This is a genomic window from Kordiimonas marina (assembly GCF_023006325.1).
In the GTDB taxonomy this organism is placed as follows: domain Bacteria; phylum Pseudomonadota; class Alphaproteobacteria; order Sphingomonadales; family Kordiimonadaceae; genus Kordiimonas; species Kordiimonas marina.
The window spans coordinates 23579-46777 of sequence record NZ_JAINDF010000006.1 but is presented as its reverse complement, the minus strand read 5'-3'; the positions used below and the strand labels follow the sequence as shown (position 1 = coordinate 46777).

Genomic DNA, 23199 nt, shown 5'->3' with positions numbered 1-23199 from the left:
CTAGGCGGCAGGCTCCTTATTCCGAAATATTGTAGGGTGGCTTGTCCCAGCCCTTGGGCGACCGGGTGAAAATCTCATAGCCGTCTTCGGTAACCGCGAGCGTATGTTCGAACTGCATCGACAGACTTTTGTCGCGGGTGACCGCGGTCCAGCCGTCGGCCAGCACCTTGGCACCCGGCTTACCGGCGTTGACCATCGGTTCGATGGTGAAGAACATGCCCGGCTTCAACTCAGGCCCGGTACCGGGCTTGCCGAAATGCATCACGCTCGGCTCATCATGGAACACGCGGCCGATGCCGTGGCCGCAGAAATCGCGCACCACCGAAAAGCGGTTGGCTTCCACATAGGTCTGGATCGCATGGCCGATATCGCCGAGGTGTGCGCCCGGTTTCACCTGCTCGATGCCCTTCCAGAGCGCATCATAGGTCACCTCGCACAGGCGGCGCGGCAGAAGCTTGGGTTCGCCGATGAAGAACATGCGGCTGGTGTCACCGTACCAACCGTCGAGGATGACGGTGACATCGATATTGAGCGCATCACCGTTCTTCAGCTTTTTCGGCCCCGGAATGCCGTGGCAGATAACATGGTTCACCGAGGTACAGATGGATTTCGGGAACCCGCGGTAATTGAGCGGTGCCGAAACGGCGCCGTGCGCCTGGGTATAATCCTCGCAAATCTGGTCCAGCTCTTCGGTGGTGACGCCTGCTTTGACAAAGGGGGTCACATGGTCCAGAAGCTCGGCCGCCAGGCGGCCCGCCGCGCGCATACCCTCAAAAGCCTCGGGGCCATGGATTTTGATGGCACCCGTACGGGTCTCAGGAACATTGAGGGCATCTACATAATTCATCGCTTGTTTCCAAAATTGCGGTCGAATAACTGACCACCCGCCCAGCCAGGGAACCGGCAGGACAAGCGGTTTTCTATCTTAAGCCCCCTCAAGGGCAATGGGAAGGGTGCCTTTAACAGCAATCTCCTCCGGTGACAAATCACACCTATAGCATAAGATTTCAACGCCTGCCGCCGCCGCACGTGACAAAGTTTCCGCATAAACGGGGTCAATATGGGCCGCGGGGCGGAATTGCGTACAGTCCCCACGCTGGACCAGGAACAGCATCACCGCCCGGTGGCCTTCCGCCACCATGTCCATCAGTTCGCTCAGATGTTTGGTGCCGCGCGCGGTTACAGCATCCGGGAACTGGGCCTCATCCCCCACTTTCAGCGTCACGTTCTTGACCTCGACATAACAGAGGTCCGGCCCGCCGTCCGAACTGCCTTCCAGCAGGATATCGATGCGGCTGTTCTTACCGTATTTCACCTCGCGCCTGAGGCTTTCATAGCCCTGAAGCTCGGCAATCGTGCCGTCCTCAACCGCATCCGCCACGATCCGGTTCGGGTGGCTGGTGTTGATGCCGACCAGATACCCGTCCACATCGACCATTTCCCAGCGCCAGTCCAGTTTGGCCTTCGGGTTGGTATTGGCCGATAGCCACACCGGGCTTTCCGGCGCGTCACAGCCGAGCATGGAGCCCGAATTGGCGCAGTGGGCGGTGACCACGCTGCCGTCCGGCAGCCGCACGTCGGCCAGGAAGCGCTTGTAGCGTTTGATCAACTGTCCGGCCTGCAAAGGCGTTGCAAATTTCATGGTTTTGCTCCCGTCACACGCATTCCCACCGGGGTATGGCACAGCGCCCCCAACCGGGCAACACCTGCGCCCCCAATAGCTACGAGTAGAATGGCGAAAAAGGGGAAAAGCAGATAACCCCTTATAATATAATAAAAAGATATCTAAACTAATGGTATAGCTCCACGCAAGAGTTGCTAAACCGCAACAGTTTGACCAAACAGTCCAGATTCTCTTGCAATAGATTGCGGAAAACTGTCGCCTTCGCCGGGTAACTATGCACACTGACGCTCTGGACGCTCTTTATAAACAAGGAGGCGGCCAGAATTTATTCTGCCGGATCCTTGGCGTTTTTCCAAATAGCTTACAAGAAGTTCATACTTCCATACGGGGAACCAACCATGAAAAAAACCTGGGTCAACAATGTTGCGCGCCTTGCCGCCGGCTCTTCCGTGCTGGTGCTGTCGCTTGCTGCCCACGCCCAAGACGCCAAGAACGGCAAGAAAGATCTCGCCCTTGAAGAGATCGTCGTTACCGCGCAGAAACGGGTTCAGAGCCTGAAGGACGTACCGATTTCGGTGACCGCTCTTAAAGGCGACAAATATACCGACTTCGCTGCCGGCGGTTCGGACATCCGCCTGCTGTCGTCCCGCATTCCGGGCCTGAACGCTGAATCGTCGAACGGCCGCATTGCCCCGCGCTTCTACCTCCGCGGTCTCGGCAACACCGACTTCGACCTCGCCGCTTCCCAGCCGGTCTCCATCGTCATGGACGACGTGGTTCTGGAAAACGTGGTTCTTAAAAGCTCCCCGCTTTTCGATATCGACCGCGTCGAAGTGCTGCGTGGCCCGCAGGGCACCCTGTTCGGCCGCAACACCCCGGCCGGTATCATTAAATTCACCTCCCGCAAGCCGAGCCTCGATGACCCGGCCAACGGCTATGTGAACGCAAGCTACGGTTCTTATGGCACCTCGTCGGTTGAAGCCGCTTACGGCTCCCCGCTCGGTGACAAACTGGCCGTTCGCGTATCGGGCCTTTATACCCGCCGCAACGACTATGTCGACAATGCCTATACCGGCGTGAAAAACGCCATGGGCGGCTTCGTCGAAGCGGCTGCCCGTGTTCAGTTGCTTTATAAGCCGAACGACAAGTTTGATGCTCTCGCAAACTTCCACATCCGCTCGCTTGACGGTACGTCGGCGCTGTTCCGCGCCAACATCCTCACCAAGGGCAGCAACCAGCTGAACGACAACTTCGACTGGCGCAAAGTTTATTACGGCGATACGCACAACAACCCGCAGTCCTATGACGGCTGGGGCACGTCGCTGAATATGAACTATCACCTGGAAAACGGTTTCACCCTGACCTCGATCTCCGCTTACGAGACCACCAACGGCTACAGCCTTGGCGATATCGATGGCGGCAACCCGACCGGCCCGGGCTTCATTCCGTTCCAGTCGACCTCCATGGGCGGTCTCAACTATCTCGACCAATATACCGAAGAACTGCGCGCGTCGGGTAACCTGACTGACAAACTCTTCACCCAGTTCGGCTTCTTCCTCTTCAATTCGAAGATGGATGTTGTGACCGATCCTATCTTCCTGGATCCGTCAATCCTGACGCACAGCAACACCACCTGGGCCGTCTTCGGTCAGGCTGCCTATGATCTGAGCGCCGACACCACCATCACTGTGGGCCTGCGTTACACGGACGACAGCAAGACCCTCACCGGCTACTCCGGCGCGTCCGATACCAGCATCGACAAGGTTCAGCTCGCTGGCGACAAACTCAACTGGGACGTTTCGATCAACCACACGCTGGATGACGACACCTCGATCTATGCCCGCGTTGCAACGGCCTTCCGGGCCCCGACCATTCAGGGTCGCGACGTTGCCTTCGGCGGTTCGCCGTCAACTGCCAAGTCGGAAACCGTGACATCCTATGAAGCCGGTTTCAAGGCCGAGCTGATGGACAAGCGCCTGCGCTGGAATGGCGCCGCCTTCTATTGGGATATGAAAAATATCCAGCTGAGCGCTGTTGGTGGTTCCGGCAACTTCATCCAGCTCGTGAACGCGGCCCGCGCTGTCGGCTATGGTTTCGAGACGGACCTCGAATATCTGGCAACCGAGAACCTGCGCATGACCGCCGGCTTCTCCTATAACCACACGGAGCTGATGGACAAGGGCCTCTACGTCAACCCTTGTGGCAACTTTGGTGGTTCCATCTGTACGGTACTTGACCCGATCGCCAGCATCCTGCCGGACGGCCGCCGGATCTCGAACCCGAACAACCCGAACTATGCGAACGGCGCACTCCGTGCTTCGGTAAACGGCAACCCGCTGCCGCAGGCACCGCTGTGGACCCTGAACTTCACCGCCGAATACACGATTCCGACCGAGGGCGGCAACGAGTTCTTCGCCTTCACCGACTGGGCTTTCCAGGGCAAGACCAACCTGTTCCTGTATCAGTCGGCTGAATTCCGCACCGGCACCACCTTCGAAGGCGGCCTGCGCGTAGGTTACCGCTGGGATGACGGCAAGTACGAAGTTGCAGCCTTTGCCCGCAACCTGACGAACGAAGCCAACCTCAAGGGTGCGATCGACTTCGACAACCTCACGGGGTACGTAAACGATCCGCGCATCATCGGCGTCTCGGTCGCAGCACACTTCTAAGATACCGTTTCAAGACGGAAAAACTGAAACGGGGGCCTTATGCCCCCGTTTTTCTTTGCCTTAAATGCTCACATACCGCCCCACCTTGCGCGACACATGACCACACCCTAAAAACGAGTAATAATTGTCCTACAGTTGAAGTTTTAGTGTATACTGACCGAAGTTCTGAGCAGAGTAAGTTTTGAAAAGGCACGAATGGGGATGGCCGCATGACAATTCTGAAGAACGTTCTCTTGCCGATGTTGATCGCAGCAGGCTCCAGCTTAAGCGTAAGTTCTGCCGTAAATGCCGAGGAAGGAACCGTCATCGGCATCTATCGGGACTTCGGCCTTATCGTGCGCCTTACCAGCGACAAGGATCAAACCTTTCCCTGCCATACCCATATTGTAGTCGAAGACCAGTTTGCCCTGCCGTTCGATGAAAATACCTGCGAAGCAACACAGCCGGTATCCGCACAACACAGGGCTGCGCTCGAAGCAGCCTTTGGGGAGAAAAAAGAGGGACAGGCACGTAAAATCCTGGTTGATGTGCCTCAGGAAATCTCCATCGACAAGATACAGACCCGCAATTGTGGAATGCTGTCAGGGCAGGTTCGGATAGCCAAAACGAACGTTACGCTCGCCGAGTTCATGACCAAATTTGGGTACAAGCGCACCAAGTAACAGCCTTACGCCACAGAAAAAACCGCCGCATCCGATGAGGACACGGCGGTTTCTGTTTTTAGGACTTTCCTTGCGGACCGCGGGCTAGATCAACCGGACAGAATGCGCGCCATCGACCGGCAGGGCCACGCCCGTGGTAAAGCTGCTTGCCGGGGACGCCAGCATCAGCATGGCGGGCACCAGCTCCGGCAATTCCCCTGCCCGTTTGGCGGGCGACTGCTTCAGCAAGCGCTGGCCCAGTTCACTGGCCAGGAAGGTATCGTTGATTTCAGTGACGAAATAGCCCGGGCAGATGGCATTTACCCGCACACCGAAGCGCTGCCATTCGATCGCCATCGACTTGGTCATCTGCACAACGGCGGCCTTACTGGTGGCATAGGTAAGCTGCTGCGGCGCAACCCCCAGGCCGAGGATCGAGGCGGTATTGATGATGGAGCCCTTCAGGCCCTGTTCGATCATCTGGCTGGCCGCGGCCTTCGCCACGCGCCACATGCCTTTGAGGTTGGTGTCCATGGTGACATCCCAATCCTCGTCCGTGTCCTCAAGCGCCCAGTTGGGGCGCGCGAGACCGGCGTTGTTGCATACGATCGAAGGTGTGCCGAGCTTGGCCGTCGCTTCATTGAAGGCGGCCTCGACACTGTCCATGTCCGTCACATCCATCTTGACAGCAAGCGTGCGCTGGCCGGTTTCCTGGGCGATATCATCGGCAAGCTTCTGGATACGGTCCACCCGGCGGGCGCCGAGGACGACATCGGCCCCAGCCCGCGCGAGCGCACGGGCGAATTCGGCACCGATACCGGATGAAGCACCAGCGACCAGCGCCACCTTGCCCTCAAGGCCGAACAGGCCATTCAAATAGTCTGCACTCATGATGATATCCTAGCTTGCGTTTTCGCGGTCATAGTCGGCAAAGCTTTTGCCAGCTTCCGCGAGTTCCTTGAGAAGCGGGGCCGGTTTCCACCAGCGCGGACCGAACTTCTCCCCATATTCGACGATCTTGGCATAAACATTCTTCAGCCCCAAACTGTCGGCATAATGCATCGGCCCACCCCGGTACGGCGGGTAGCCATAGCCGTTGGCGTAAACCACATCGATGTCGCTGGCCCGGTAGGCAATGCCTTCGCCGAGGATTTTGGCGCCTTCGTTGATCAGCGCCATCATGCAGCGTTCGACAATCTCTTCCGGGGTCTTGGATTTGCGCTCGATGCCAGCCTTTGCACTGGCCGCCTCGATGATTTTCATCACCTCAGGGTCCGGCTTCGGCGTGCGGTCGCCCGGCTCGTAAGCATAAATACCGGCGCCGACCTTCAGGCCCTTGCGGCCCGCTTCCACCAGCGTGTCCATCCAGTCATAGGCCTTGGTCTCATAATTCTCGCGGCCCATGCCCTGACGGTTGAAATAGCCGATATCAAGGCCAGCCATGTCGGACATGGTCATCGGCCCCATCGGCATCCCGAAATTATAGAGGGCGGCATCCACTTCCTCAGGCCGCGCGCCTTCGATCACGCACAGAGCCGCTTCGCGGCCGTAGGGTGACAGCATCCGGTTGCCGATAAAGCCGTGGCATACACCCGCGACCACGCCGACCTTCTTGATGGTTTTGGCGAGGTCGACACAGGTGGCGAGCACATCGAGCGCGGTTTTGCCGGCGCGGACGATCTCCAGCAGCCGCATCACATTGGCGGGCGAGAAGAAATGCAGCCCCAGCACATCGGCCGGACGCCTGGTGCAGGCCGCGATCTCGTCGATGTCCAGGTAGGAGGTGTTGCTGGCGAGGATGGCGCCCGGTTTGGCGACAGCATCCAGCTTGGTGAACACTTCCTTCTTGATTTCCATCTTCTCGAACACGGCTTCGATGATCAGGTCGCAGTCCGCGAGGTCGTCATAGGACAGGGTGGGCGTGAAAAGGCCCATGCGTTCCTCAACCTGTTCCATGGTCAGCTTGCCTTTGGAGGCCGTGCGCTCATAGTTGCCGCGCACCACCTTGAGGCCGCGGTCCAGCGCTTCCTGCTGCACTTCGAGGATGGTCACCGGGATACCGGCATTGACGAAGTTCATCGCGATACCGCCGCCCATGGTGCCTGCGCCCAGGATACCGACGCGCCCAATCTCGCGCCGCGGGGTTTCCTTGGTGATGCCGGGGATACGGCTGACCTGCCGCTCGGCGAAGAACATATGCTGCAGCGCCTTGGCCTGCGGGTTGGTGAAGCATTCCATGAACAGCTCGCGCTCACGCTTGAGGCCCTCGGCGAGCGGCAGCTTAACCGCCGCCTCAACACACTGGATGCAGCGTTCCGGCGCGAAATAGCCGCGGGTCTGGCGCGCGATGGATTTACGGAAAGCCGCGAACATCTCAGGGCTGGCTTCCGAAGCATCAACCGTCATCTCACCGGTACGGCGCACACCTTTTTCGATCGCCCCTTCGGCGAAGGCGATGGCGGCATGAACAAGGTCACCATCGACGATCTCATCGATCACGCCCCAGTCCAGCGCTTCCTTGGCGCTGACATGACGGCCGGAGACGATGGCATCGAGCGCGTTTTTGGCCCCGGCAATACGCGGCAGGCGCTGGGTCCCGCCCGCGCCCGGCAAGATGCCGAGCTTGACTTCCGGCAGGCCAACCTTGGCGGTCGGCACAGCCACGCGGTAGTGACAGCCGAGCGCAACCTCAAGCCCGCCGCCAAGCGCGGTGCCGTGGATCGCCGCCACAATAGGCTTCTCCATCGCTTCGATCTGGTTCACAACCTCGATCAGCCCCGGCTCCTTCGGCGCCTGGCCGAATTCGCGGATGTCGGCGCCCGCGATAAAGGTGCGGCCCGCGCAAGCGACGACGATGGCCTTGACGCTATCGTCGGCAGCCAACTCCTCCATCTGGGTCTTGAGCCCCTGCCGCACCGAATGCGACAAGGCATTGACCGGCGGGTTATCGACCGTGATGAGGGCGACCGCGCCGCGCATTTCCCTGGTAACTGTTTCCATCATAATTCCCCTAAAATCGGTGCCCGGCGCCTCAGACGCGCTCCAGCACCATCGCAATTCCCTGGCCCACACCGATACACATGGTGGCGAGGCCGTAGCGTGCCTTCCGTTCATGAAGCTCATGCGCGAGGCTGAGCGCGATCCGCGCCCCCGACATGCCGAGCGGGTGACCAAGCGCGATCGCGCCCCCGTTCGGGTTCACATGGTCCGCGTCATCCGGCAGGCCAAGCCCCCGCAGGCAAGCGAGCGACTGAGCGGCAAAGGCTTCGTTAAGCTCAATTATATCGATATCCCCGATCGCCAAGCCCAGACGCGCCAAAAGCTTCTGCGTCGCCGGGACCGGGCCATAGCCCATGGTCCGGGGTGCAACACCCGCCGTGCCCGCACCAACGATCCGCGCCATCGGCGTCAGGCCGTGTTTCTTCGCCGCGGCTTCGCTTGCGATCACCAGCGCCGCCGCGCCGTCATTGACGCCGGAGGCATTGCCCGCGGTGATGGTGCCGCCTTCGCGGAACGGCGCCTTCAGCTTGGCAAGCGCTTCCAGGGTCGTGCTGAAGCGCGGATGTTCGTCGGTATCGATCACAACCGGGTCACCCCTGCGCTGAGGGATACTGACCGGCGCGATTTCCCGGACGAAACGCCCCGCCTTGATCGCGGCCTCAGCCCGGTTTTGCGAGCGGCAGGCAAAAGCGTCCTGGTCTTCGCGGCTGATGGTCATATCCGCCGCCAGGTTCTCGGCGGTTTCCGGCATACTTTCGGTACCGTACGCGGCCTTGAGCGCCGGGTTCACGAAGCGCCAGCCGATGGTGGTGTCATACATTTCAGCATTGCGGGAGAATGCGCTGGTCGCCTTCGCCATCACGAACGGCGCGCGCGACATGCTTTCAACCCCGCCCGCAATGGCAAGCTCGCCCTCATCCGACTTGATGGCACGGGACGCCTGCGCGATCGCGTCAAGGCCGGAGCCGCAGAGGCGGTTGACCGTCACCGCGGGCACTTCCTTCGGCAGGCCGGCCAGAAGCGCCGCCATCCGGCCGACGTTGCGGTTGTCCTCGCCCGCCTGGTTGGCGCAGCCGTAAAAAAGGTCGTCGACGGCACCCCAGTCCACCCCTTCGTTCCGGGCCATCAGGGCCTTGATGGGGTGGGCGCCCAAGTCATCCGCCCGGACCGGCGACAAGCCGCCGCCATAGCGCCCGACCGGTGTGCGGATGCCGTCACAAATAAACGCGTCTGTCATACTCTTCTCCCTCGGCCCCGTGGGTCTGGGGCCTTCCCGGCAGCGCCTCCCATTCGCGCCGCCCCGATGTCATGCCATAACCTAAACCGTCCGGCACAAATTTCCAGCGTCCTTCCTGCAATTTCCGTTACGGTTCATTCTCCGCTTGATAAATTAATCGCCAGCATTAAATTGTCCCCCAAAGGGAAGGGATTTCGACTATGGCGCTTGACCAGGAAACGCTGAACCAGCTTCTGACTACACTCGACCGTTTCGTGCAGGAACGGCTTATTCCCGCCGAGCGGCAGGTCGCGGATGCGGACGCCATCCCGGACGATATCCTCCATGATATCCGCGAGCTGGGCCTGTTTGGCCTGTCGATCCCGGAAAGTCACGGCGGGCTGGGCCTCAATATGGTTGAGGAGATCGAGGTGGCGATGGTGATCGGGCAAGCCGCCCCGGCCTTCCGCTCGATCTTCGGCACCAATGTCGGCATCGGAAGCCAAGCCATTGTGCTCGACGGCACCGACGCGCAGAAGGACACCTACCTGCCGCGCCTCGCAAGCGGGGATCTCATCGGCTCCTTCTGCCTCACGGAACCCGAAGCAGGGTCGGACGCAGGATCGCTGAAGACGAGTGCCAAGCGGGACGGCGATCATTTTATCCTGAACGGCACCAAACGTTTCATCACCAATGCGCCCTTGGCTGGCCTCTTCACCGTCATGGCGCGCACGGATGCGGACAGCAAGGATGCGCGCGGCGTCTCCGCCTTCCTGGTTGAGGCCGGGACACCGGGCCTGACCGTCGGCAAGCCGGAGAAGAAAATGGGCCAACAGGGCGCGCCTGTGGCCGATGTGATTTTCGACAATTGCCGCGTGCCGGCCGCCAATATCATCGGGGGCCGCGAAAATATGGGCTTCAAGACCGCGATGAAAGTGCTCGACAAAGGCCGCCTGCATATCTCGGCCGTGTGCACCGGGCTCGCGCGCCGCATCCTCCGGGATACCGTGCGCTACGCCAAGGACAGGCGGCAGTTCGGCGGCACCCTCAGCGATTTCCAGCTTATCCAGGCGATGATCGCCGACAGCGAAACCGAGATTTATGCCGCGGAATGCATGGTACGGGATGCCGCCAAAGCGCGTGACGCGGGCGAAAACACCAAGCGCAAGGCCAGCTGTGCCAAGCTGTTTGCCAGCGAAATGGTTGGCCGTGTCGCCGACCGCGCGGTGCAGATCCACGGCGGCGCCGGCTATATCGCCGATTACGGCATCGAGCAGCTGTACCGCGACGTGCGCCTGTTCCGCATTTACGAAGGCACCACGCAGATCCAGCAGCTTATCATCGCCAAGGACGTCATCGCGAGCCTAGACTAAGCCCGCCTCTTACCCTTTCGTCACCCGCCGACTGGATCGGCGAATGACGAGGTTGGGGAGGTCAGGCCCGTTAAGTTTCTGTCAATCCCGCGCGCCCATACTGGAAGGGTTACAAACTACCTGCGGGAGATGTTTCATGACGGACTTCGCAAAACAGCTGAAGAACTACCGCCTGACCACAGCGCATATCTTTTACTACCGCCCGGACTATGAGCGGCTATTGCAGGAATTTATCTGGCAGGAGCTGGATATCGCGCCCAAATTTCCTGTGCTCAAGAAATTCCTCGATTTCTGGCAAGCCAACCTGGACGGCAAGCTGCACAGCGTGCAAGTGGCCTCCACCCAGCTGATCAAGCCAGCCGAATACCGCTTCATACCGGTGGAGTATAAATTGAACTGAGGCCGCGCCACGCGGCCTCAGAAAACGCCATCACGGCGCGCTTCAGGCGAAGCTGTAGCCCTGGTTCATCAGCGGCAGGGTGCGGATGCGTTCCCCGGTCGCGGTGAAGATGGCGTTGGTCACGGCCGCGAACAGCGGTGGCGTGCCCGGTTCGCCCACCCCGCCCGGTTCTTCATGGTTTTCCATGATATGGACAACCACATCAGGGGTATTGGCCATGCGCACCATGTCATAATCCGGGAAGTTGGACTGCTGGACAGCACCGTCTTCGAGCGTGATTTCGCCATACATCAGCGCCGACAGCGCGAAGATGATGCCGCTTTCCATCTGCGCCGTGACCGTATCCGGGTTCACCACCTGGCCACAGTCAACCACGCAATAGACACGCTCCACCTTCAGGTTCTTCTCCGAATCCAGCCGGATTTCAGCCACCTGGGCGACATGGCTGCGGAACGATGGGCGGAACGACACGCCGCGCACCACGCCTTCCGGCGCCGGGGTACCCCAACCGGAAATTTCCGCAAGCTTGTCCATCATCGCGGACAGCCGTTTGTTGCCAGCAAGCAATTTGCGGCGGTATTCAAACGGGCCCATCCCCGCCTTGAAGGCCATCTCATCGATAAAGCTTTCGACGATGAAGCCGTTGTTCGAATGGCCGACACTGCGCCAGAAGCCAACGGGAACAGGCAACTCAACAGTTGCGTTTGAGACCCGGCGCGCCGGAATGGCGTACGGCAGATGGCTCGCGCCCTCGACATTGCTGGGGTCCTTCGGTCCCCCTTGTGTCATCGGCATGTTGCGGGATGAGAAGCCTTCAAGCGTGGACTGCACGGCGATATTATAGTCAAACGCCGTCGGCAGGCCGTCAGCCCCCAGTGTGGCACGAATACGGGCGCGCGCGGCGGGCCTATACATATCGTGGCGGATATCTTCCTCCCGCGGCCAGACGGCCTTGATCGGCGTGCCCGGCATCGCGGCCGCCAGCTTGCAGGCGAAGACCGCGGCATCCTTTTCGATCCGGCGGCCGAACCCGCCACCGGCGAGCGTGGTGTGGCAAACGGTGCCGCCTGACAGGTCCTTGAACACTTCCTTGGCCGCCCAAGTCATGGCCAGCGGCGACTGAGCCGACATCCACAGCTCGGCCTTGCCGTCCTTATAGAGCGCGGTGCAGTTCATCGGCTCCATACAGGCGTGGGCCAGATAGGGCGTTTCATACTCGGCTTCCAGCGTGTCACCCTTCGCGAGGAGGGCATCCACATCGCCGACATTCTCATGAATATGGTTGGGCTTGCCGTCCAGCGCAGCCTTAAGCCTCTTGGAAATGCCTGCACTATCGAGATCGCCATTGCCGCCGTCGGCAAATTCGATCATCAGGGCGTCCATGCCTTTGCGGGCGTGATAATAGCTGTCCGCGATCACGCCGACGGCATTGCCCATATTCACGACCTTATGGACGTGAGGCATCCCCTCGGCTTTGCTGCTATCGAGATTCTTAACATGGCCACCGAAGACTGGCGCCTGCACCACAGCGGCGAACAGCATGTCCGGCAACACGGTATCGATACCGAACATGGCAGCGCCGCGCACCTTGTCGGGGATATCGAGCCGTGGGGTCGATGTGCCGATCAGGCGGAAATCCTTCGGGTCCTTCAGCGCCAGATTTTTCTCCGGCGTCATGGTGGCGGCGTCTGCTGCCAGCGCGCCATAGCCAAGCCGTTCTCCGGTCTCCCGGTTCACGATCTCCCCCAGTTCGGCATAAAGCGCGCTCATCGGCATCTGCCAGCGCTTGGCCGCGGCCTGCATCAGCATGTTCCGCGCAGCCGCCCCGGCTTTGCGATAGGTTTCATAGGCATCGACCGTGCTGCTGCTGCCGCCCGTTGCGATATAGGGCACCATGCCGAAAATCTTGCGGCCGACCCAGGCGCCGACACCGTGGGCGTCTTCCGGCCGTTTGCCGAGCGCGAGGGTGAAGTTGGCATAAACCGGCAGCGGATCGGTCGGGAACTCGACGCTGACATTGTCATAGTCGAGCGAGACTTCCAGCTCCTCCGCCAGCAGCATCGGCAGCGCGGTGTGAATGCCCTGGCCCATTTCCGTCCGCGGGATCGCAAACGTAATATGGCCGTCCGGCCGGATGGTGATCCAGGCCGTCAGCCCCAGCGAGCCATCGGGCAGGACGGAGCCCGAAAGCCCGTCCGTATCGATGGTGGACAGGAAGCCGACGCCAATGGCCATACCGGTCGCGACCGTGCCAACAACCGCGGCACCGCCAATCAGAAATCCTCTGCGTGAAAGCTTAACCATTTGCCACGCCTCCCCGCGTCATATCGCGCGTCAGTTCAGCCGCCCGGTGGATTGCCTTGCGGATACGCGGATAGGTGCCGCAGCGGCAGATGTTGGTGATCGCCGCGTCGATATCCTCATCCGTCGGTTCAGGGTTTTCCCGCAACAGCGCCGTCGCCGCCATGATCATACCGGACTGGCAGTAGCCGCACTGGGGCACCTGCTCGGCGATCCAGGCGGCCTGGACCGCACTGGTCTGGTCCGCGGCTGAAAGCCCTTCAATGGTGGTGACTTTGCCTTCGACAAGGCCAACCGGGGTGATGCAGCTCCGGGTCGCGACACCGTCGACCATGACCGTGCAGGCCCCGCAGGCGCCGATGCCGCAGCCGAACTTCGTGCCGGTCATTTTCAGGATATCGCGGATGAGCCACAAAAGCGGCATGTCGGGGTCATCCCCCGCCGGGATAGACTTGCCATTTATGAGAATGTCGGGCATCGGTCTTCCCCCTTACCTGTTGCCAATATTTCTTCTACGTGAGCGGCATTCTACCCGATCACGGGAAAAAGCCAAATGGCTTGGTACCTTGGTGCACGGACATACAACCTAAAATGCCCAGCACACTGCTTTGGAGCTTGATTTAAAAGCGGCTCTCTGCTCCCATAGCGCCCTTGCGGGCCACCGAGAAGCCCGGAAACATGAGAGGAAACGAGGATGAAACTGGCGCGGACAGTGCTTGCGGTCATTCTGCTGAGCGCATGCACGCCAGCAGGGACGACCCATGACAGCCGCGCGTCAACTGGAACCCCCACCAGCCTCCTCGCTCTTCTTGGCTCCACACGGACATCAGGCAGCAACTGCGCGCTTTATGTCCGGCGCGACGGCAACCTGCTGCTGATGCAGAAGAAAGTCGGCGCCCCGGCCCTGGTCCAGCGCGATGATGGGCGCCATACCCTGCCCCTCAAGGACACGAGCGGCCCCGACTTCGGCGGCTTCCCCGCCGTTCAGCATTTCGCGGACGACAGCCTGACGGTGAAATTAAGCCTGACACCCGAAAAAGGCCGACGCGGCGCCACCGGAACGCTTTCCGTGCTGACGCCTGAAGGGCTGACCGCCATCCTGCCGGTCACCGCCAGCCTGACCTGCTTTCACTGACCGAATAGGCCCCGCCAAGACAAAGGGCGCCCCAATGAGCGCCCTTCTTCAAATCTGAAATGTCCGCGGTTAGACGAGACCAGCCGCATCGGCATGGCCGAGCCCCATGGCCTTGACGACACCGTTGAAGAAATCGGCTTCCAGCGGGTTCACCTTGCCGTCCGCCTTGATGACGTCACACAGCGCTTTCACAACCATCTTGCGCTCATCGAGCGACATCTTACCGGCCGCCTTGGAAATATAGCGGTCAAGCGACGCGTCATTGAACAGGTCGGAAATTGCGGCAACGCGCACATCCTTGGCGTCCACCTCTTCACCGGTGGCATCCTTGTAGATGCGGCAAACAGTGTCGACTTCGAGCGCGTCGATATTGGCGTCCGAGCTGGTGCCGCGGGCCAGAATCATCAAAAGCGCTTCGTTGACGAACGCTTTCTTATCGCTTGCGCCTTCCTCGTCGCCACGGAAAAAACGCACAATATGGTCAAAGGTAGTCATGCTCACGATATCCCCTCCAGTTCGGCAAGCTTGCCCATAATCGTTACGGTCCGATACCACCCCAAAACGGCGGACCGGTCAAGCCCCGGCAAGACTTATTTCACACCATAGGTTGCCGGCCGGAAGGAAAGATCAGACCTTAAGCCTTTCGTTTATCGCGTGCCAGGCCGCGTCAATCGCGCCGTTGACATAGGCGAAGGCCGCCATGTCGGAGCCTGCCATGGAAATCCGGCCATACCCGGCCCGCGCGAGCAGGTGCGGGCCATTGTGTGGATTCCATTCCGGCGGGTCATAAAGGTCATTATATTCATAGGCATAACCGTGCGGCCAGCGGTTGACCGTGATCGCGAGAATATCTTCCGCCGGGTCGAAGCCGCCGTCCTTCAGCGCACCGCCGAGTTGCTCCCGGATCGCGCGCTCATAGTCCTCGAACGGTTTGCCCAGAAGCGCATAACGCGCGGCGCGGAGCTGGGCACGGCAATCGCTGCCGTCCTTCGGGCCGTCGGGCACGCAGCTCATATGCACCAGGATCGGCTCATCATCGCCTTTCGGGAAGTCGTAGGCACCGATGCTGACCGGGAAATCCAGCTCCGCCCAATCGAAGAAGCCGCTGGGGAAATGGATCGCCCTCAGGCCGAGCTTGTCGAACGCCTGCCGGTTCCTGATCAGCACGTTGGTGTACACAAGCGGCACCTTGGTGCCGAGGCGGATCGCTTCTTTCTGCTTCTCGGGTAGCTCCGGCACAAGGTAAGGCAGGATATTGCCGTAACCCGCAAAGATGACGTGTCTAGCCCGCACGTCCCAGGCCTTATCGGCCTTCACATAGCGGACGACAGCCTCCTTCGCGGTTTTGACATCGCCTTCGTGCCGGATATTCACCACCGTCGCGCTCAGGCGGATTTTGGTGTCCTGCCCGGCCCGGTCGAGCGCAGGATAATTGAAGCGCGCCGTGACGATATCTTCCATCGTGTGCCCAGGGGCGGCATCCGGGATGAGCGCACGCACCAGAAGCCGCGCGACCGAGGCGTTACCATCCGGGAAGTGGAAGATATAGGGCTGCTCGGGCTCCGGCTTGCGGTACGGATCGTCATGTTCCTCATCGATCTTGATGCCATTGAAGCCGGGCACATAGCCGAGACGCATGGCCGCACGCGCGGTGATGGCATCGGCACCCACACCCCAGATCGCCTTCGGCCGGCGCTGGTAAAGGCTGATGACGAAATCAGACGCCCCGAAATGCCGCCGCAGATACTGCTCGTAGGAGATGCTCCTGAGATATTTGACCTTCTCGGGCCCGGTCATGTCGGCGAGAAAATCCTCGGTCGAGGTCATGATCTTCACGAGCGAGGCGCGGTCGGCTTCATTGTCCGTGAGTTCGGCGACGAAGCGGTTGACCTCATCCATGTCGGCATTGTCGGTGAGCCAGGACGACGGGTCGCCCACCGCCATCACCTCATGGCCGTAGGAATCCGCGTCCAGATAGACGCCCGCGCCCAGCCGCTTCTTGTTATAAAACTGCTGGTCATAATCCTGATAGAATTTCTCGACCTTGATGCCGAGCTCCTCGATCAGCTTCGCCGCCGCCGGGCTGTAGCTCGCCGGTGTGTCGATCGACTGGCTGCCGCCATAGCCGATCAGCATCCGCTTGTCGGTCTTGAACTCGTTCCGCTTCGCGTGGCCGCCGAAGTCATCATGGTTTTCAAGGATGAGGATTTTCGCGTCCGGGCGCGCCTTCCGGAAGAAGTAAGCCGCAGACAGACCGCTGATGCCGGAGCCGACAACCACGAGGTCATACACGCCCTCGCCCGTGTCTGCCGCCGTGTCCCAATGCTTGCCTTCATGAACCAGCGCATGAGCATTCTCGAACGCGCCGGGGTGGCTGCCCCTCAGGCCCAGCTTGGCGGGCGGATAGTAAGCAGCATTCACTTCCGGCGATCCCGCAAACGGCGCGTCCATGGCCCAGGCGTCGCCCGCGAAACCCATGAGGCTCGCGCCCAGGCCCACCGAGACACCCTGGCAGAACTGCCGCCTGTCGATCGGCCGGTTCATGCCCAGCGCTTCATCCTTTGCCTTATCGCTCTTGCTGTCTTTCGCCATTGCGCTTCCCCAAGCCACTTGTGATCACATTTAAGCCAGCCTACGCCGCCGCCTCGGCCATGACAAGGCCAGTTTATCTTACGAATGCCTTGAGTAAGCCAAAGATACATCACAAAAATGAGATCACATTTACCTTTATCGCCTCACCTTCTTGCGGCATGCTTGCAACCCTAACAGTTAGCCGATGCGGCGAACAGCGCCGCCTGACCTATGGGGAGACTGGTCATGAAATTCGCCACCACATTCGCAGCCGTCGCAGGCCTCGCCACGCTCACCGCCCTCACACCCGCACTTGCTCCGGCCTGGGCCGATGACGGCGGCACGCACCCGGTGAAAATGTCGAAAGCGCAGATCGCGGGCCAGATATTCACCGACCATAAGCCGGTGGTGATGACCCACAAGGACAGCACATGGGGGCCATACGTCACCCACGATGTCGAAGCCTTCCTGTCCACCGACAAGAAGATGGACAGCGGCATGTATAAGTCCGGCCCCGTACGCATGGAATTCAAGGACCAGCCCTACGGCGTCGACGAGTTCATGTATTTCCTCAAGGGAGGCGTGACGCTGACGTCCGCCGACGGCACGGTCACGAAAATCGGCCCGGGTGACGCCGTCACCATCGGCCGGAATTGGAAAGGCGTTTGGGAATCCAAGGGCTACACCAAGATCTACGTCATCTATTCGCCGGACGGCCCGCTCAGCGAGTGACGGAAATTTCCTAGACGTTCCGCCCGCGCGGTCTAGCTTACCTGATGAATTTCAGGGTGAGAGGGAGACGCACGCCATGACCACAGACACCATCACCATCGACGGCATGGTCGCACCGGGTTTCGAGCCGGTACGCGATGCCTTCGCCGCCAACTTCAGCCGCGATGACAAGTACCGCGAGCACGGGGCGGCGCTGGCCGTCTATAAGGATGGCGACCTGGTGGTGAACCTTTGGGGCGGCGCGCGCCATGACGACATGCCCTGGACCGAAGACACGCTCGTCAACGTCTTCTCCACCACCAAGGGCATGGCCGCCGCCGCCATCGCCGCCGCGGTCGACCGGGGGCTGTTGAGCTACGACATGCCGGTCCAGGCCTTGTGGCCCGAATTCCAGGGCGAGCATAAGGACAAGGCCACCGTCTCCCATGCCCTATCCCACCAGATCGGCCTCACCGGCTTCGACACCAAAACCCGGCTGGAGGATATTTTCGACTGGAACACGGTCACCGGCAAGCTGGCCGCACAGCCGCTTCAGTGGGTGCCGGGGGAGAATACCAGCTACCATGCCGCCACCTACGGCTGGATCGTCGGGGAAATCCTCCGCCGCGCCACCGGCAAAAGCGTGCGGGATTTCGTGAAGGAAGCGCTGGCCGATCCGCTGGGCGCTGATATCCATATCGGCCTGCCCGCAGGCGCCGAGACCCGCGTCTCCGATCTTATCGCTGCACGCGAAGCGCCGGACGTGACCAAATTCGCCACCATGCCGCCCGTGGCGCTGATGGCGCTCAGGAACCCGACACTGACGCCCGAGGCCGCCAACCGCGCTGACTGGCGCGCGGCGGAAATGCCCGCGATCAACGGCCATGCCTCCGCCCACGGCGTCGCCCGGCTTTATGGCGCTATCGCGAACAGCGGCACATTGGGTGGCACCCGGATCCTGTCGGAAGACGTGATCGGCCAGATGACCGAAGTGCAAAGCGACCGCACCGATATGCTGATGGGCCGTCCGACCCGCTGGGCACGTGGTTTTTCCTATTCGACCGCGGGTGCCATGGGCCCGGACAGCGCCTTTGGCCACGCAGGATGGGGTGGCTCGTTCGGCGCCGCTGACCGGGAGACCGGCCTCGGCGTCGGGTACGTGATGAACCAGATGGGCGGTGATTTGGTCGGCGACGCTCGCGTCCTCGGCCTCACCAAAGCCATCTGGGACTGCGCCTAAGCGTCAGCGCCTGCGATATGGGGCGTGATGGCCGCCAGCAGGTCATCCACCCGCTGGGTGCCGATATAGAGCGGCTTGCCTGACTTCAGCTCCAGCTTCACCGCAACAGTGCCACGGGCGTTATACATGATGCCCCCGGCCCCCAGCCGGATACCCCAGCCGCCGAACTGCCGGAGCGGCCGGTACTCATAGCGGCTGGCCGCTTCGATATCCTCGAAGGGAACGAACTTCTTCCCCATCCCCGACAGCGACACGCGAACGCCCGTTCCGTCCACCTCGGTGCGCACAGTCAGATAATAGAAACTCGCGATAAGTATGGCGATGATGGCAAAGCCCGAAAAGAAGATCGTCTTTTGCGCCTCAGCCGGTGTCTGAGACAGGACATAGGCGTTGATCAGCAGGATGAACACCACCACCCCGATGAAGAACCATTCCGAAAAGCGCTGAACTTCGGAAAAGATCAGATTGTCCATTTTGTTTGGCATCATCATCCCCCAAAAGCTGCCTGAAGATGTCGCCCGCAACCTTGGAAGCTTTCCGCGCGGCAATCAATAAGGATTTAAGGGATATATCTTCCGTCTATTCGCCCCGCACCCAGTCCCGGTCCAACGTTTTGGACGCAAGCCAGAACAGAACCGCCGCAGCGATATAGAAGCTGGTGCCCGCGAGGATCGAATAGCGCAGTGCATCATCCCCGAACTGCGCCCGAAGGCCGTCCGACAGCATGCCCAGAAGCGCTGTCCCTGCCCCGATGCCGATCAAGTTATTGATGAACAGGAAGATGGCCGACGCGGTCGATCGCATATTGGGCGCGACCAGATGCTGCACGGCGCTTAGGACCGGCCCCAACCACATGAGGCCGAGTGCGACCGGCACCAACAGGACCGTCATCGCCATGGCATAACTGGGTGCGAGAATACCGCCGAGGAAGAAAGGCACGGTCAGCACAAACGCCGTCGCCGGGATGAGCGCATAGCCGGTCTTCTTACCAGCGCGTGCACTACGGTCCGCGAGCCAGCCGCCCATCCAGATGCCAACAAGGCCGCCCACCAGCAGAATGGCACCAAAGGTCAGCGACGCATGAAGGAGCGTCAGGTGATAGGTGCGCACGAAGAAGGACGGCAGCCAGAAAAAGAGGCCATAGCCCATCATGGAGGAGCAGGACGCGCCAACGGCCAAGAGCCAGAAGGCAGGCTTCTTCGAAAGGACCTTCAGCACATCGAGGATCGACGCGGCCTCAGTGGTGGCGAGCTTGCCGTCATACTGGCCGCGCTTGGGTTCCTTGACGATCAGCCGGAACAGCGGGGCGATCAGAATGCCCATCAGGCCGACGGCGATGAAGGCGGTGCGCCAGTCAATCAGCGTGGCGACCACGCCGCCGAAGACGATGCCGATAGCGCTGCCGATCGGGATACCGAAACTGTAGGCGGAAAGCGCCCGCGCGCGCTGTTCCTGCGGGAAATAATCGGCAATCAGCGAATAGGCCGGGGCGACACCACCGGCTTCACCAACCCCGACACCGAGGCGCGCGAGGAAAAGCTGGGTGAAATTGGTGACAAGGCCACACGCCGCTGTCATCGCCGACCACACCACCAGCGCGCCGGTCATGATCCAGGTGCGGCTTTTGCGGTCCGCGAGCCAGGCGATCGGGATGCCGAGGGAGGTATAGAAAAGCGCGAACGCCAGCCCGCCCATAAGGCCAAGCTGGGTGTCGGTCAGATGCAGGTCCGCCTTAATCGGCACGGCCAGGATGCCGATGATCTGCCGGTCGATGAAATTGAAGGTGTAAACCAGCACCAGCATAATGAGGACGACCGTGCGGCTGTTACCGCCTGTCTGCTTCTGGCTGTCCGTTACACTGCCAGATTCGGTGCTTTTACTGTCATGCATTGCTGCGGCCTTTCTTCACTACGCATACAGGAACATCGCAGGCTTTTACCCGGTCTCCCCTCCCGATTTTTCGGCCTTCCCAAGCCGGCCCTTATGAGGCAGGGCGCAACGATAGCCCAAATTCAACGATTGTTGAATTAAATTCTTCCGGCTGTTCCAAATGCGGCGCGTGGCCTGACGTTGCGAAGCTGACAACGCGCACGCCAGGCACATTTTCATGGTACCAGGCCTCAAGCGCAGGACCATAAAGCTGGCTTCTGGCCCCGCTTGCAAGCAGCATCGGCACAGGCGCCGCCTGCATGAAGCGCCGAAGGTCCTGATCAAGCAGGTCAATCCATAAGACCTTCATGGAGGTCCTATCATTCACCTCGGCCTTGGCGGCATAGGTTTCAACCTCCCCCGCCGCCGGGCTGTCTTCGCGCGCCAGCGACATGCGCACGAGCGATTTTGACAGGCTCGCCATCGGGCGCTCGAACATCGAGAGCGCGCTCACCCGGTCCAGCGTGCCGCGCGCGCCATGGGTCCAGCCATCCTCATTGACAACCTTCGGCGTCATGTCCTCAATCACCAGCCCCGCGATACGGTCCGCGCCATGGCGCTGCAGATAGAGCCACGCCACCGTCGCGCCCATAGACCAGCCGACGATAATAATGTTCTTAAGATCCAGTGCCTCAACCAACGCCGCCACATCACTGGCGAGCGTCGTGAGGTTCCCGTCTTCCGGCAGCGGGCTCGATGCGCCATGGCCGCGCAGGTCCGGCACGATAACACGATGCGCCGCGCCAAGCGCCTTTATCTGCTTATCGAAGAAAGCCGCGCCCGTGACCCAGCCGTGGAGCAGCAGGAAGGTGAGGCCGTCCGGCTTCTCGCCTGTGTCCTGATACGCCATATGGCCGCCATCCTTGAGCGCCAGTTCGAGCATCACTTGTCTTCCCTTCCCAGAAAATCTGTTCGCCGCACCTTGCGCTCGCTCGTCTTTTATGTCAATTTCCGAAACATGAATCAGTATTCATGTTTAACGCTTCCTAAAGCCCCACGCACCGCGCGCGGCCGGAAGACACAAGCGAAACTGCTGGATGCCGCCGAAGTCGAGTTCGGTGAGCGCGGCTTTCATGACGCCTCGATCGCTGGAATCACCGCACGGGCCGACGTGGCGCTCGGCACCTTCTATGTCTATTTCGAAGGTAAGGAAGCCATCTTCCGCGCGCTTGTCGCCCACTTCAGCCGCCTCACCCGCTCAGTCATCGCCGAACGCATCGTCGGCGCGCCGGACCGGGTCACGGCTGAACGGCTGGGGCTTGAAGCCTTTATCGAGCATGCCCGCGCCCATCCGCACATCTACCGCATCATCGGGGAAGCCCAGTTTGTGGCGCCCGATGCCTATCAGGCCTATTATCAGACCTTCGCCGACGCCTACGAGACCGGCCTGAAGGCCGCCTCGGCACGCGGCGACATCCGCGAAGGCCACGCCGAGGAGCTGGCCTGGGCGCTTATCGGCATGAATGTCTTCCTCGGCCAGCGCTACGGCCTGTGGAACCCGGACAAACCCGCCGCCGACGTCGCCGCGGCCATCAGCGAATTCGTCGCCTACGGCCTTAAGGGCCAAAGAGACAGGAGCCAAGCATGACAGACCCCGATACCCCGCTCGTCCTCACCCATTTCAAGGACGGTATCCTGACGCTGACGCTCAACCGCCCGCGCCAGCATAATTGCCTCAACCAGCCGCTCCTCGATGAACTGCTGGCCACGGTGAAGGTGGTGCGGCATGACGTACGCGCGGTTATCCTCAAAGGCGCGGGCAAAAGCTTCTCGACCGGCGGGGACCTCAAGGCGTTCCTCGCCCATGCCGAAACGCCGGAGACGTTGGAGGCTTTTTCCAGCCACCTCGTCGGTACGCTCAATGAGGTCATCCTCGCGCTTCTGGACCTGCCCGTGCCGGTGATCAGCGCGGTGCATGGCCCGGTCACCGGTGGGTCGCTTGGTTTCGTGCTGGCCTCCGACCTTTCGGTGATGGCGCCCACCGCCTTCGCCCAGCCTTATTATGGCCGGGTCGGCTTCGGCCCCGATGGCGGTTGGACCGCGATGACGCCTGACCGGATCGGACCGGACGCCGCGGCAGGTATCCTCGCCGTCAACCGGCGCGTGGACGCGGCCGCCGCCGCGCGCATGGGGCTCATCACCCGCGTCTCCGAACATATCGAAGCCACGGTCGGCCGCTGGTGCGACATGATCCTGGAGCAGGAACGCGAAAGCCTCGCTGCCAACAAGGCGCTCCTCTGGCCCACCGCCCGCAAGGAAGCTCTGGCCGCCAAGCTGGAGGCCGAACGGCAGCAATTCGTGGCGCTGGTCGGGCGCCCGATCGTCAAGGAACGGCTGGAGGCCTTTCTGAACGCGATTTCGTAAAATAAACCAATGGCTTGAAGGGGAA

21 protein-coding genes are annotated in these 23199 nt (G+C 60.9%); 9 read left to right on the top strand and 12 right to left on the bottom strand.

Features of this window, described 5'->3' with window-relative positions; genetic code table 11:
* Positions 1-16: 16 nt before the first annotated feature.
* Entirely contained in the window at positions 17-847 is an 831-nt protein-coding gene (gene map, locus K6118_RS13730; protein ID WP_247121034.1) for a type I methionyl aminopeptidase, read from the bottom strand.
* Between the two features lie 78 nt (positions 848-925).
* The gene (sfsA, locus tag K6118_RS13725) at positions 926-1642 is read right to left on the bottom strand and encodes a DNA/RNA nuclease SfsA (protein ID WP_247121033.1); all 717 of its coding nucleotides are present in this window, start codon (positions 1640-1642) and stop codon (positions 926-928) included.
* A 380-nt stretch (positions 1643-2022) separates the two neighbouring features.
* Here sfsA and K6118_RS13720 point away from each other — a divergent pair, with 380 nt between their 5' ends.
* Together K6118_RS13720 and K6118_RS13715 are read left to right on the top strand one after the other, a co-directional pair.
* Positions 2023-4293: a TonB-dependent receptor gene (locus K6118_RS13720; RefSeq protein WP_247121032.1), complete on the top strand. Its 2271-nt coding sequence runs from the start codon at positions 2023-2025 to the stop codon at positions 4291-4293.
* Between the two features lie 209 nt (positions 4294-4502).
* A complete protein-coding gene (locus K6118_RS13715) occupies positions 4503-4955 on the top strand; it encodes a hypothetical protein (protein ID WP_247121030.1) in 453 nt (150 codons plus the stop codon).
* A gap of 84 nt (positions 4956-5039) precedes the next feature.
* On the opposite strand, the gene K6118_RS13710 is transcribed toward K6118_RS13715, so the two are convergent.
* Genes K6118_RS13710 through pcaF form a run of 3 tightly spaced genes read right to left on the bottom strand, consistent with a single transcriptional unit; the run spans position 5040 to position 9171 of the window.
* The gene (locus K6118_RS13710; protein ID WP_247121029.1) at positions 5040-5825 is read right to left on the bottom strand and encodes an SDR family NAD(P)-dependent oxidoreductase; all 786 of its coding nucleotides are present in this window, start codon (positions 5823-5825) and stop codon (positions 5040-5042) included.
* Between the two features lie 9 nt (positions 5826-5834).
* A complete protein-coding gene (locus K6118_RS13705; protein ID WP_247121027.1) occupies positions 5835-7937 on the bottom strand; it encodes a 3-hydroxyacyl-CoA dehydrogenase NAD-binding domain-containing protein in 2103 nt (700 codons plus the stop codon).
* 28 nt (positions 7938-7965) lie between these two features.
* Positions 7966-9171, bottom strand: coding sequence for a 3-oxoadipyl-CoA thiolase (gene pcaF, locus K6118_RS13700; protein ID WP_247121026.1), 1206 nt, complete (start codon positions 9169-9171; stop codon positions 7966-7968).
* A gap of 200 nt (positions 9172-9371) precedes the next feature.
* Here pcaF and K6118_RS13695 point away from each other — a divergent pair, with 200 nt between their 5' ends.
* Both K6118_RS13695 and K6118_RS13690 read left to right on the top strand, forming a co-directional pair.
* Positions 9372-10523 (top strand): acyl-CoA dehydrogenase family protein, encoded by a 1152-nt coding sequence (locus K6118_RS13695; protein WP_247121025.1) that lies wholly within the window; start codon positions 9372-9374, stop codon positions 10521-10523.
* A gap of 136 nt (positions 10524-10659) precedes the next feature.
* On the top strand, positions 10660-10923 hold the full coding sequence (locus tag K6118_RS13690) for an usg protein (RefSeq protein WP_247121024.1): 264 nt from the start codon (positions 10660-10662) through the stop codon (positions 10921-10923).
* Positions 10924-10965: 42 nt separating this feature from the next.
* On the opposite strand, the gene K6118_RS13685 is transcribed toward K6118_RS13690, so the two are convergent.
* Positions 10966-13227, bottom strand: a complete 2262-nt coding sequence (locus K6118_RS13685; protein ID WP_247121021.1) for a xanthine dehydrogenase family protein molybdopterin-binding subunit — start codon at positions 13225-13227, stop codon at positions 10966-10968.
* Positions 13220-13702, bottom strand: coding sequence for a (2Fe-2S)-binding protein (locus tag K6118_RS13680; RefSeq protein WP_247121019.1), 483 nt, complete (start codon positions 13700-13702; stop codon positions 13220-13222). The genes K6118_RS13685 and K6118_RS13680 overlap by 8 nt, the downstream gene beginning before the upstream one ends.
* Before the next feature lie 216 nt (positions 13703-13918).
* Here K6118_RS13680 and K6118_RS13675 point away from each other — a divergent pair, with 216 nt between their 5' ends.
* Entirely contained in the window at positions 13919-14359 is a 441-nt protein-coding gene (locus K6118_RS13675; protein ID WP_247121017.1) for a hypothetical protein, read from the top strand.
* A 69-nt stretch (positions 14360-14428) separates the two neighbouring features.
* Here K6118_RS13675 and K6118_RS13670 read toward each other — a convergent pair whose 3' ends face one another.
* Together K6118_RS13670 and K6118_RS13665 are read right to left on the bottom strand one after the other, a co-directional pair.
* Positions 14429-14854: a TerB family tellurite resistance protein gene (locus tag K6118_RS13670; RefSeq protein WP_247121340.1), complete on the bottom strand. Its 426-nt coding sequence runs from the start codon at positions 14852-14854 to the stop codon at positions 14429-14431.
* 132 nt (positions 14855-14986) lie between these two features.
* Complete coding sequence (locus K6118_RS13665) at positions 14987-16951, bottom strand: NAD(P)-binding protein (protein WP_247121014.1); 1965 nt, start codon at positions 16949-16951, stop codon at positions 14987-14989.
* Between the two features lie 225 nt (positions 16952-17176).
* Between K6118_RS13665 and K6118_RS13660 the strand changes: the two genes are divergently transcribed.
* The gene (locus K6118_RS13660; protein WP_247121011.1) at positions 17177-17662 is read left to right on the top strand and encodes a cupin domain-containing protein; all 486 of its coding nucleotides are present in this window, start codon (positions 17177-17179) and stop codon (positions 17660-17662) included.
* Positions 17663-17738: 76 nt separating this feature from the next.
* On the top strand, positions 17739-18881 hold the full coding sequence (locus tag K6118_RS13655; protein WP_247121009.1) for a serine hydrolase domain-containing protein: 1143 nt from the start codon (positions 17739-17741) through the stop codon (positions 18879-18881).
* Here the strand turns inward: K6118_RS13655 and K6118_RS13650 are convergent.
* The 3 genes from K6118_RS13650 to K6118_RS13640 all read right to left on the bottom strand — a co-directional run bounded on the left by K6118_RS13650 (position 18878) and on the right by K6118_RS13640 (position 21693).
* Complete coding sequence (locus tag K6118_RS13650; RefSeq protein ID WP_247121007.1) at positions 18878-19366, bottom strand: hypothetical protein; 489 nt, start codon at positions 19364-19366, stop codon at positions 18878-18880. The genes K6118_RS13655 and K6118_RS13650 overlap by 4 nt on opposite strands.
* Positions 19367-19460: 94 nt before the next feature.
* A complete protein-coding gene (locus K6118_RS13645) occupies positions 19461-20771 on the bottom strand; it encodes a spinster family MFS transporter (protein WP_247121004.1) in 1311 nt (436 codons plus the stop codon).
* A gap of 91 nt (positions 20772-20862) precedes the next feature.
* A complete protein-coding gene (locus K6118_RS13640; RefSeq protein ID WP_247121339.1) occupies positions 20863-21693 on the bottom strand; it encodes an alpha/beta fold hydrolase in 831 nt (276 codons plus the stop codon).
* Between the two features lie 75 nt (positions 21694-21768).
* On the opposite strand from K6118_RS13640, the gene K6118_RS13635 reads away from it, so the two are divergent.
* Positions 21769-22398, top strand: a complete 630-nt coding sequence (locus tag K6118_RS13635) for a TetR/AcrR family transcriptional regulator (protein ID WP_247121002.1) — start codon at positions 21769-21771, stop codon at positions 22396-22398.
* Positions 22395-23174 (top strand): enoyl-CoA hydratase/isomerase family protein, encoded by a 780-nt coding sequence (locus K6118_RS13630; RefSeq protein ID WP_247121000.1) that lies wholly within the window; start codon positions 22395-22397, stop codon positions 23172-23174. Before K6118_RS13635 ends, K6118_RS13630 begins: the two co-directional genes overlap by 4 nt.
* Positions 23175-23199 lie beyond the last annotated feature (25 nt).

What these genes read in the sequence shown, in the direction of transcription:
- map (WP_247121034.1), bottom strand. Translation starts at nt 847, where the DNA reads ATGAATTATGTAGATGCCCTCAATGTTCCTGAGACCCGTACGGGTGCC.
- sfsA (WP_247121033.1), bottom strand. Translation starts at nt 1,642, where the DNA reads ATGAAATTTGCAACGCCTTTGCAGGCCGGACAGTTGATCAAACGCTAC.
- K6118_RS13720 (WP_247121032.1), top strand. Translation starts at nt 2,023, where the DNA reads ATGAAAAAAACCTGGGTCAACAATGTTGCGCGCCTTGCCGCCGGCTCT.
- K6118_RS13715 (WP_247121030.1), top strand. Translation starts at nt 4,503, where the DNA reads ATGACAATTCTGAAGAACGTTCTCTTGCCGATGTTGATCGCAGCAGGC.
- K6118_RS13710 (WP_247121029.1), bottom strand. Translation starts at nt 5,825, where the DNA reads ATGAGTGCAGACTATTTGAATGGCCTGTTCGGCCTTGAGGGCAAGGTG.
- K6118_RS13705 (WP_247121027.1), bottom strand. Translation starts at nt 7,937, where the DNA reads ATGATGGAAACAGTTACCAGGGAAATGCGCGGCGCGGTCGCCCTCATC.
- pcaF (WP_247121026.1), bottom strand. Translation starts at nt 9,171, where the DNA reads ATGACAGACGCGTTTATTTGTGACGGCATCCGCACACCGGTCGGGCGC.
- K6118_RS13695 (WP_247121025.1), top strand. Translation starts at nt 9,372, where the DNA reads ATGGCGCTTGACCAGGAAACGCTGAACCAGCTTCTGACTACACTCGAC.
- K6118_RS13690 (WP_247121024.1), top strand. Translation starts at nt 10,660, where the DNA reads ATGACGGACTTCGCAAAACAGCTGAAGAACTACCGCCTGACCACAGCG.
- K6118_RS13685 (WP_247121021.1), bottom strand. Translation starts at nt 13,227, where the DNA reads ATGGTTAAGCTTTCACGCAGAGGATTTCTGATTGGCGGTGCCGCGGTT.
- K6118_RS13680 (WP_247121019.1), bottom strand. Translation starts at nt 13,702, where the DNA reads ATGCCCGACATTCTCATAAATGGCAAGTCTATCCCGGCGGGGGATGAC.
- K6118_RS13675 (WP_247121017.1), top strand. Translation starts at nt 13,919, where the DNA reads ATGAAACTGGCGCGGACAGTGCTTGCGGTCATTCTGCTGAGCGCATGC.
- K6118_RS13670 (WP_247121340.1), bottom strand. Translation starts at nt 14,854, where the DNA reads ATGACTACCTTTGACCATATTGTGCGTTTTTTCCGTGGCGACGAGGAA.
- K6118_RS13665 (WP_247121014.1), bottom strand. Translation starts at nt 16,951, where the DNA reads ATGGCGAAAGACAGCAAGAGCGATAAGGCAAAGGATGAAGCGCTGGGC.
- K6118_RS13660 (WP_247121011.1), top strand. Translation starts at nt 17,177, where the DNA reads ATGAAATTCGCCACCACATTCGCAGCCGTCGCAGGCCTCGCCACGCTC.
- K6118_RS13655 (WP_247121009.1), top strand. Translation starts at nt 17,739, where the DNA reads ATGACCACAGACACCATCACCATCGACGGCATGGTCGCACCGGGTTTC.
- K6118_RS13650 (WP_247121007.1), bottom strand. Translation starts at nt 19,366, where the DNA reads ATGCCAAACAAAATGGACAATCTGATCTTTTCCGAAGTTCAGCGCTTT.
- K6118_RS13645 (WP_247121004.1), bottom strand. Translation starts at nt 20,771, where the DNA reads ATGCATGACAGTAAAAGCACCGAATCTGGCAGTGTAACGGACAGCCAG.
- K6118_RS13640 (WP_247121339.1), bottom strand. Translation starts at nt 21,693, where the DNA reads ATGCTCGAACTGGCGCTCAAGGATGGCGGCCATATGGCGTATCAGGAC.
- K6118_RS13635 (WP_247121002.1), top strand. Translation starts at nt 21,769, where the DNA reads ATGAATCAGTATTCATGTTTAACGCTTCCTAAAGCCCCACGCACCGCG.
- K6118_RS13630 (WP_247121000.1), top strand. Translation starts at nt 22,395, where the DNA reads ATGACAGACCCCGATACCCCGCTCGTCCTCACCCATTTCAAGGACGGT.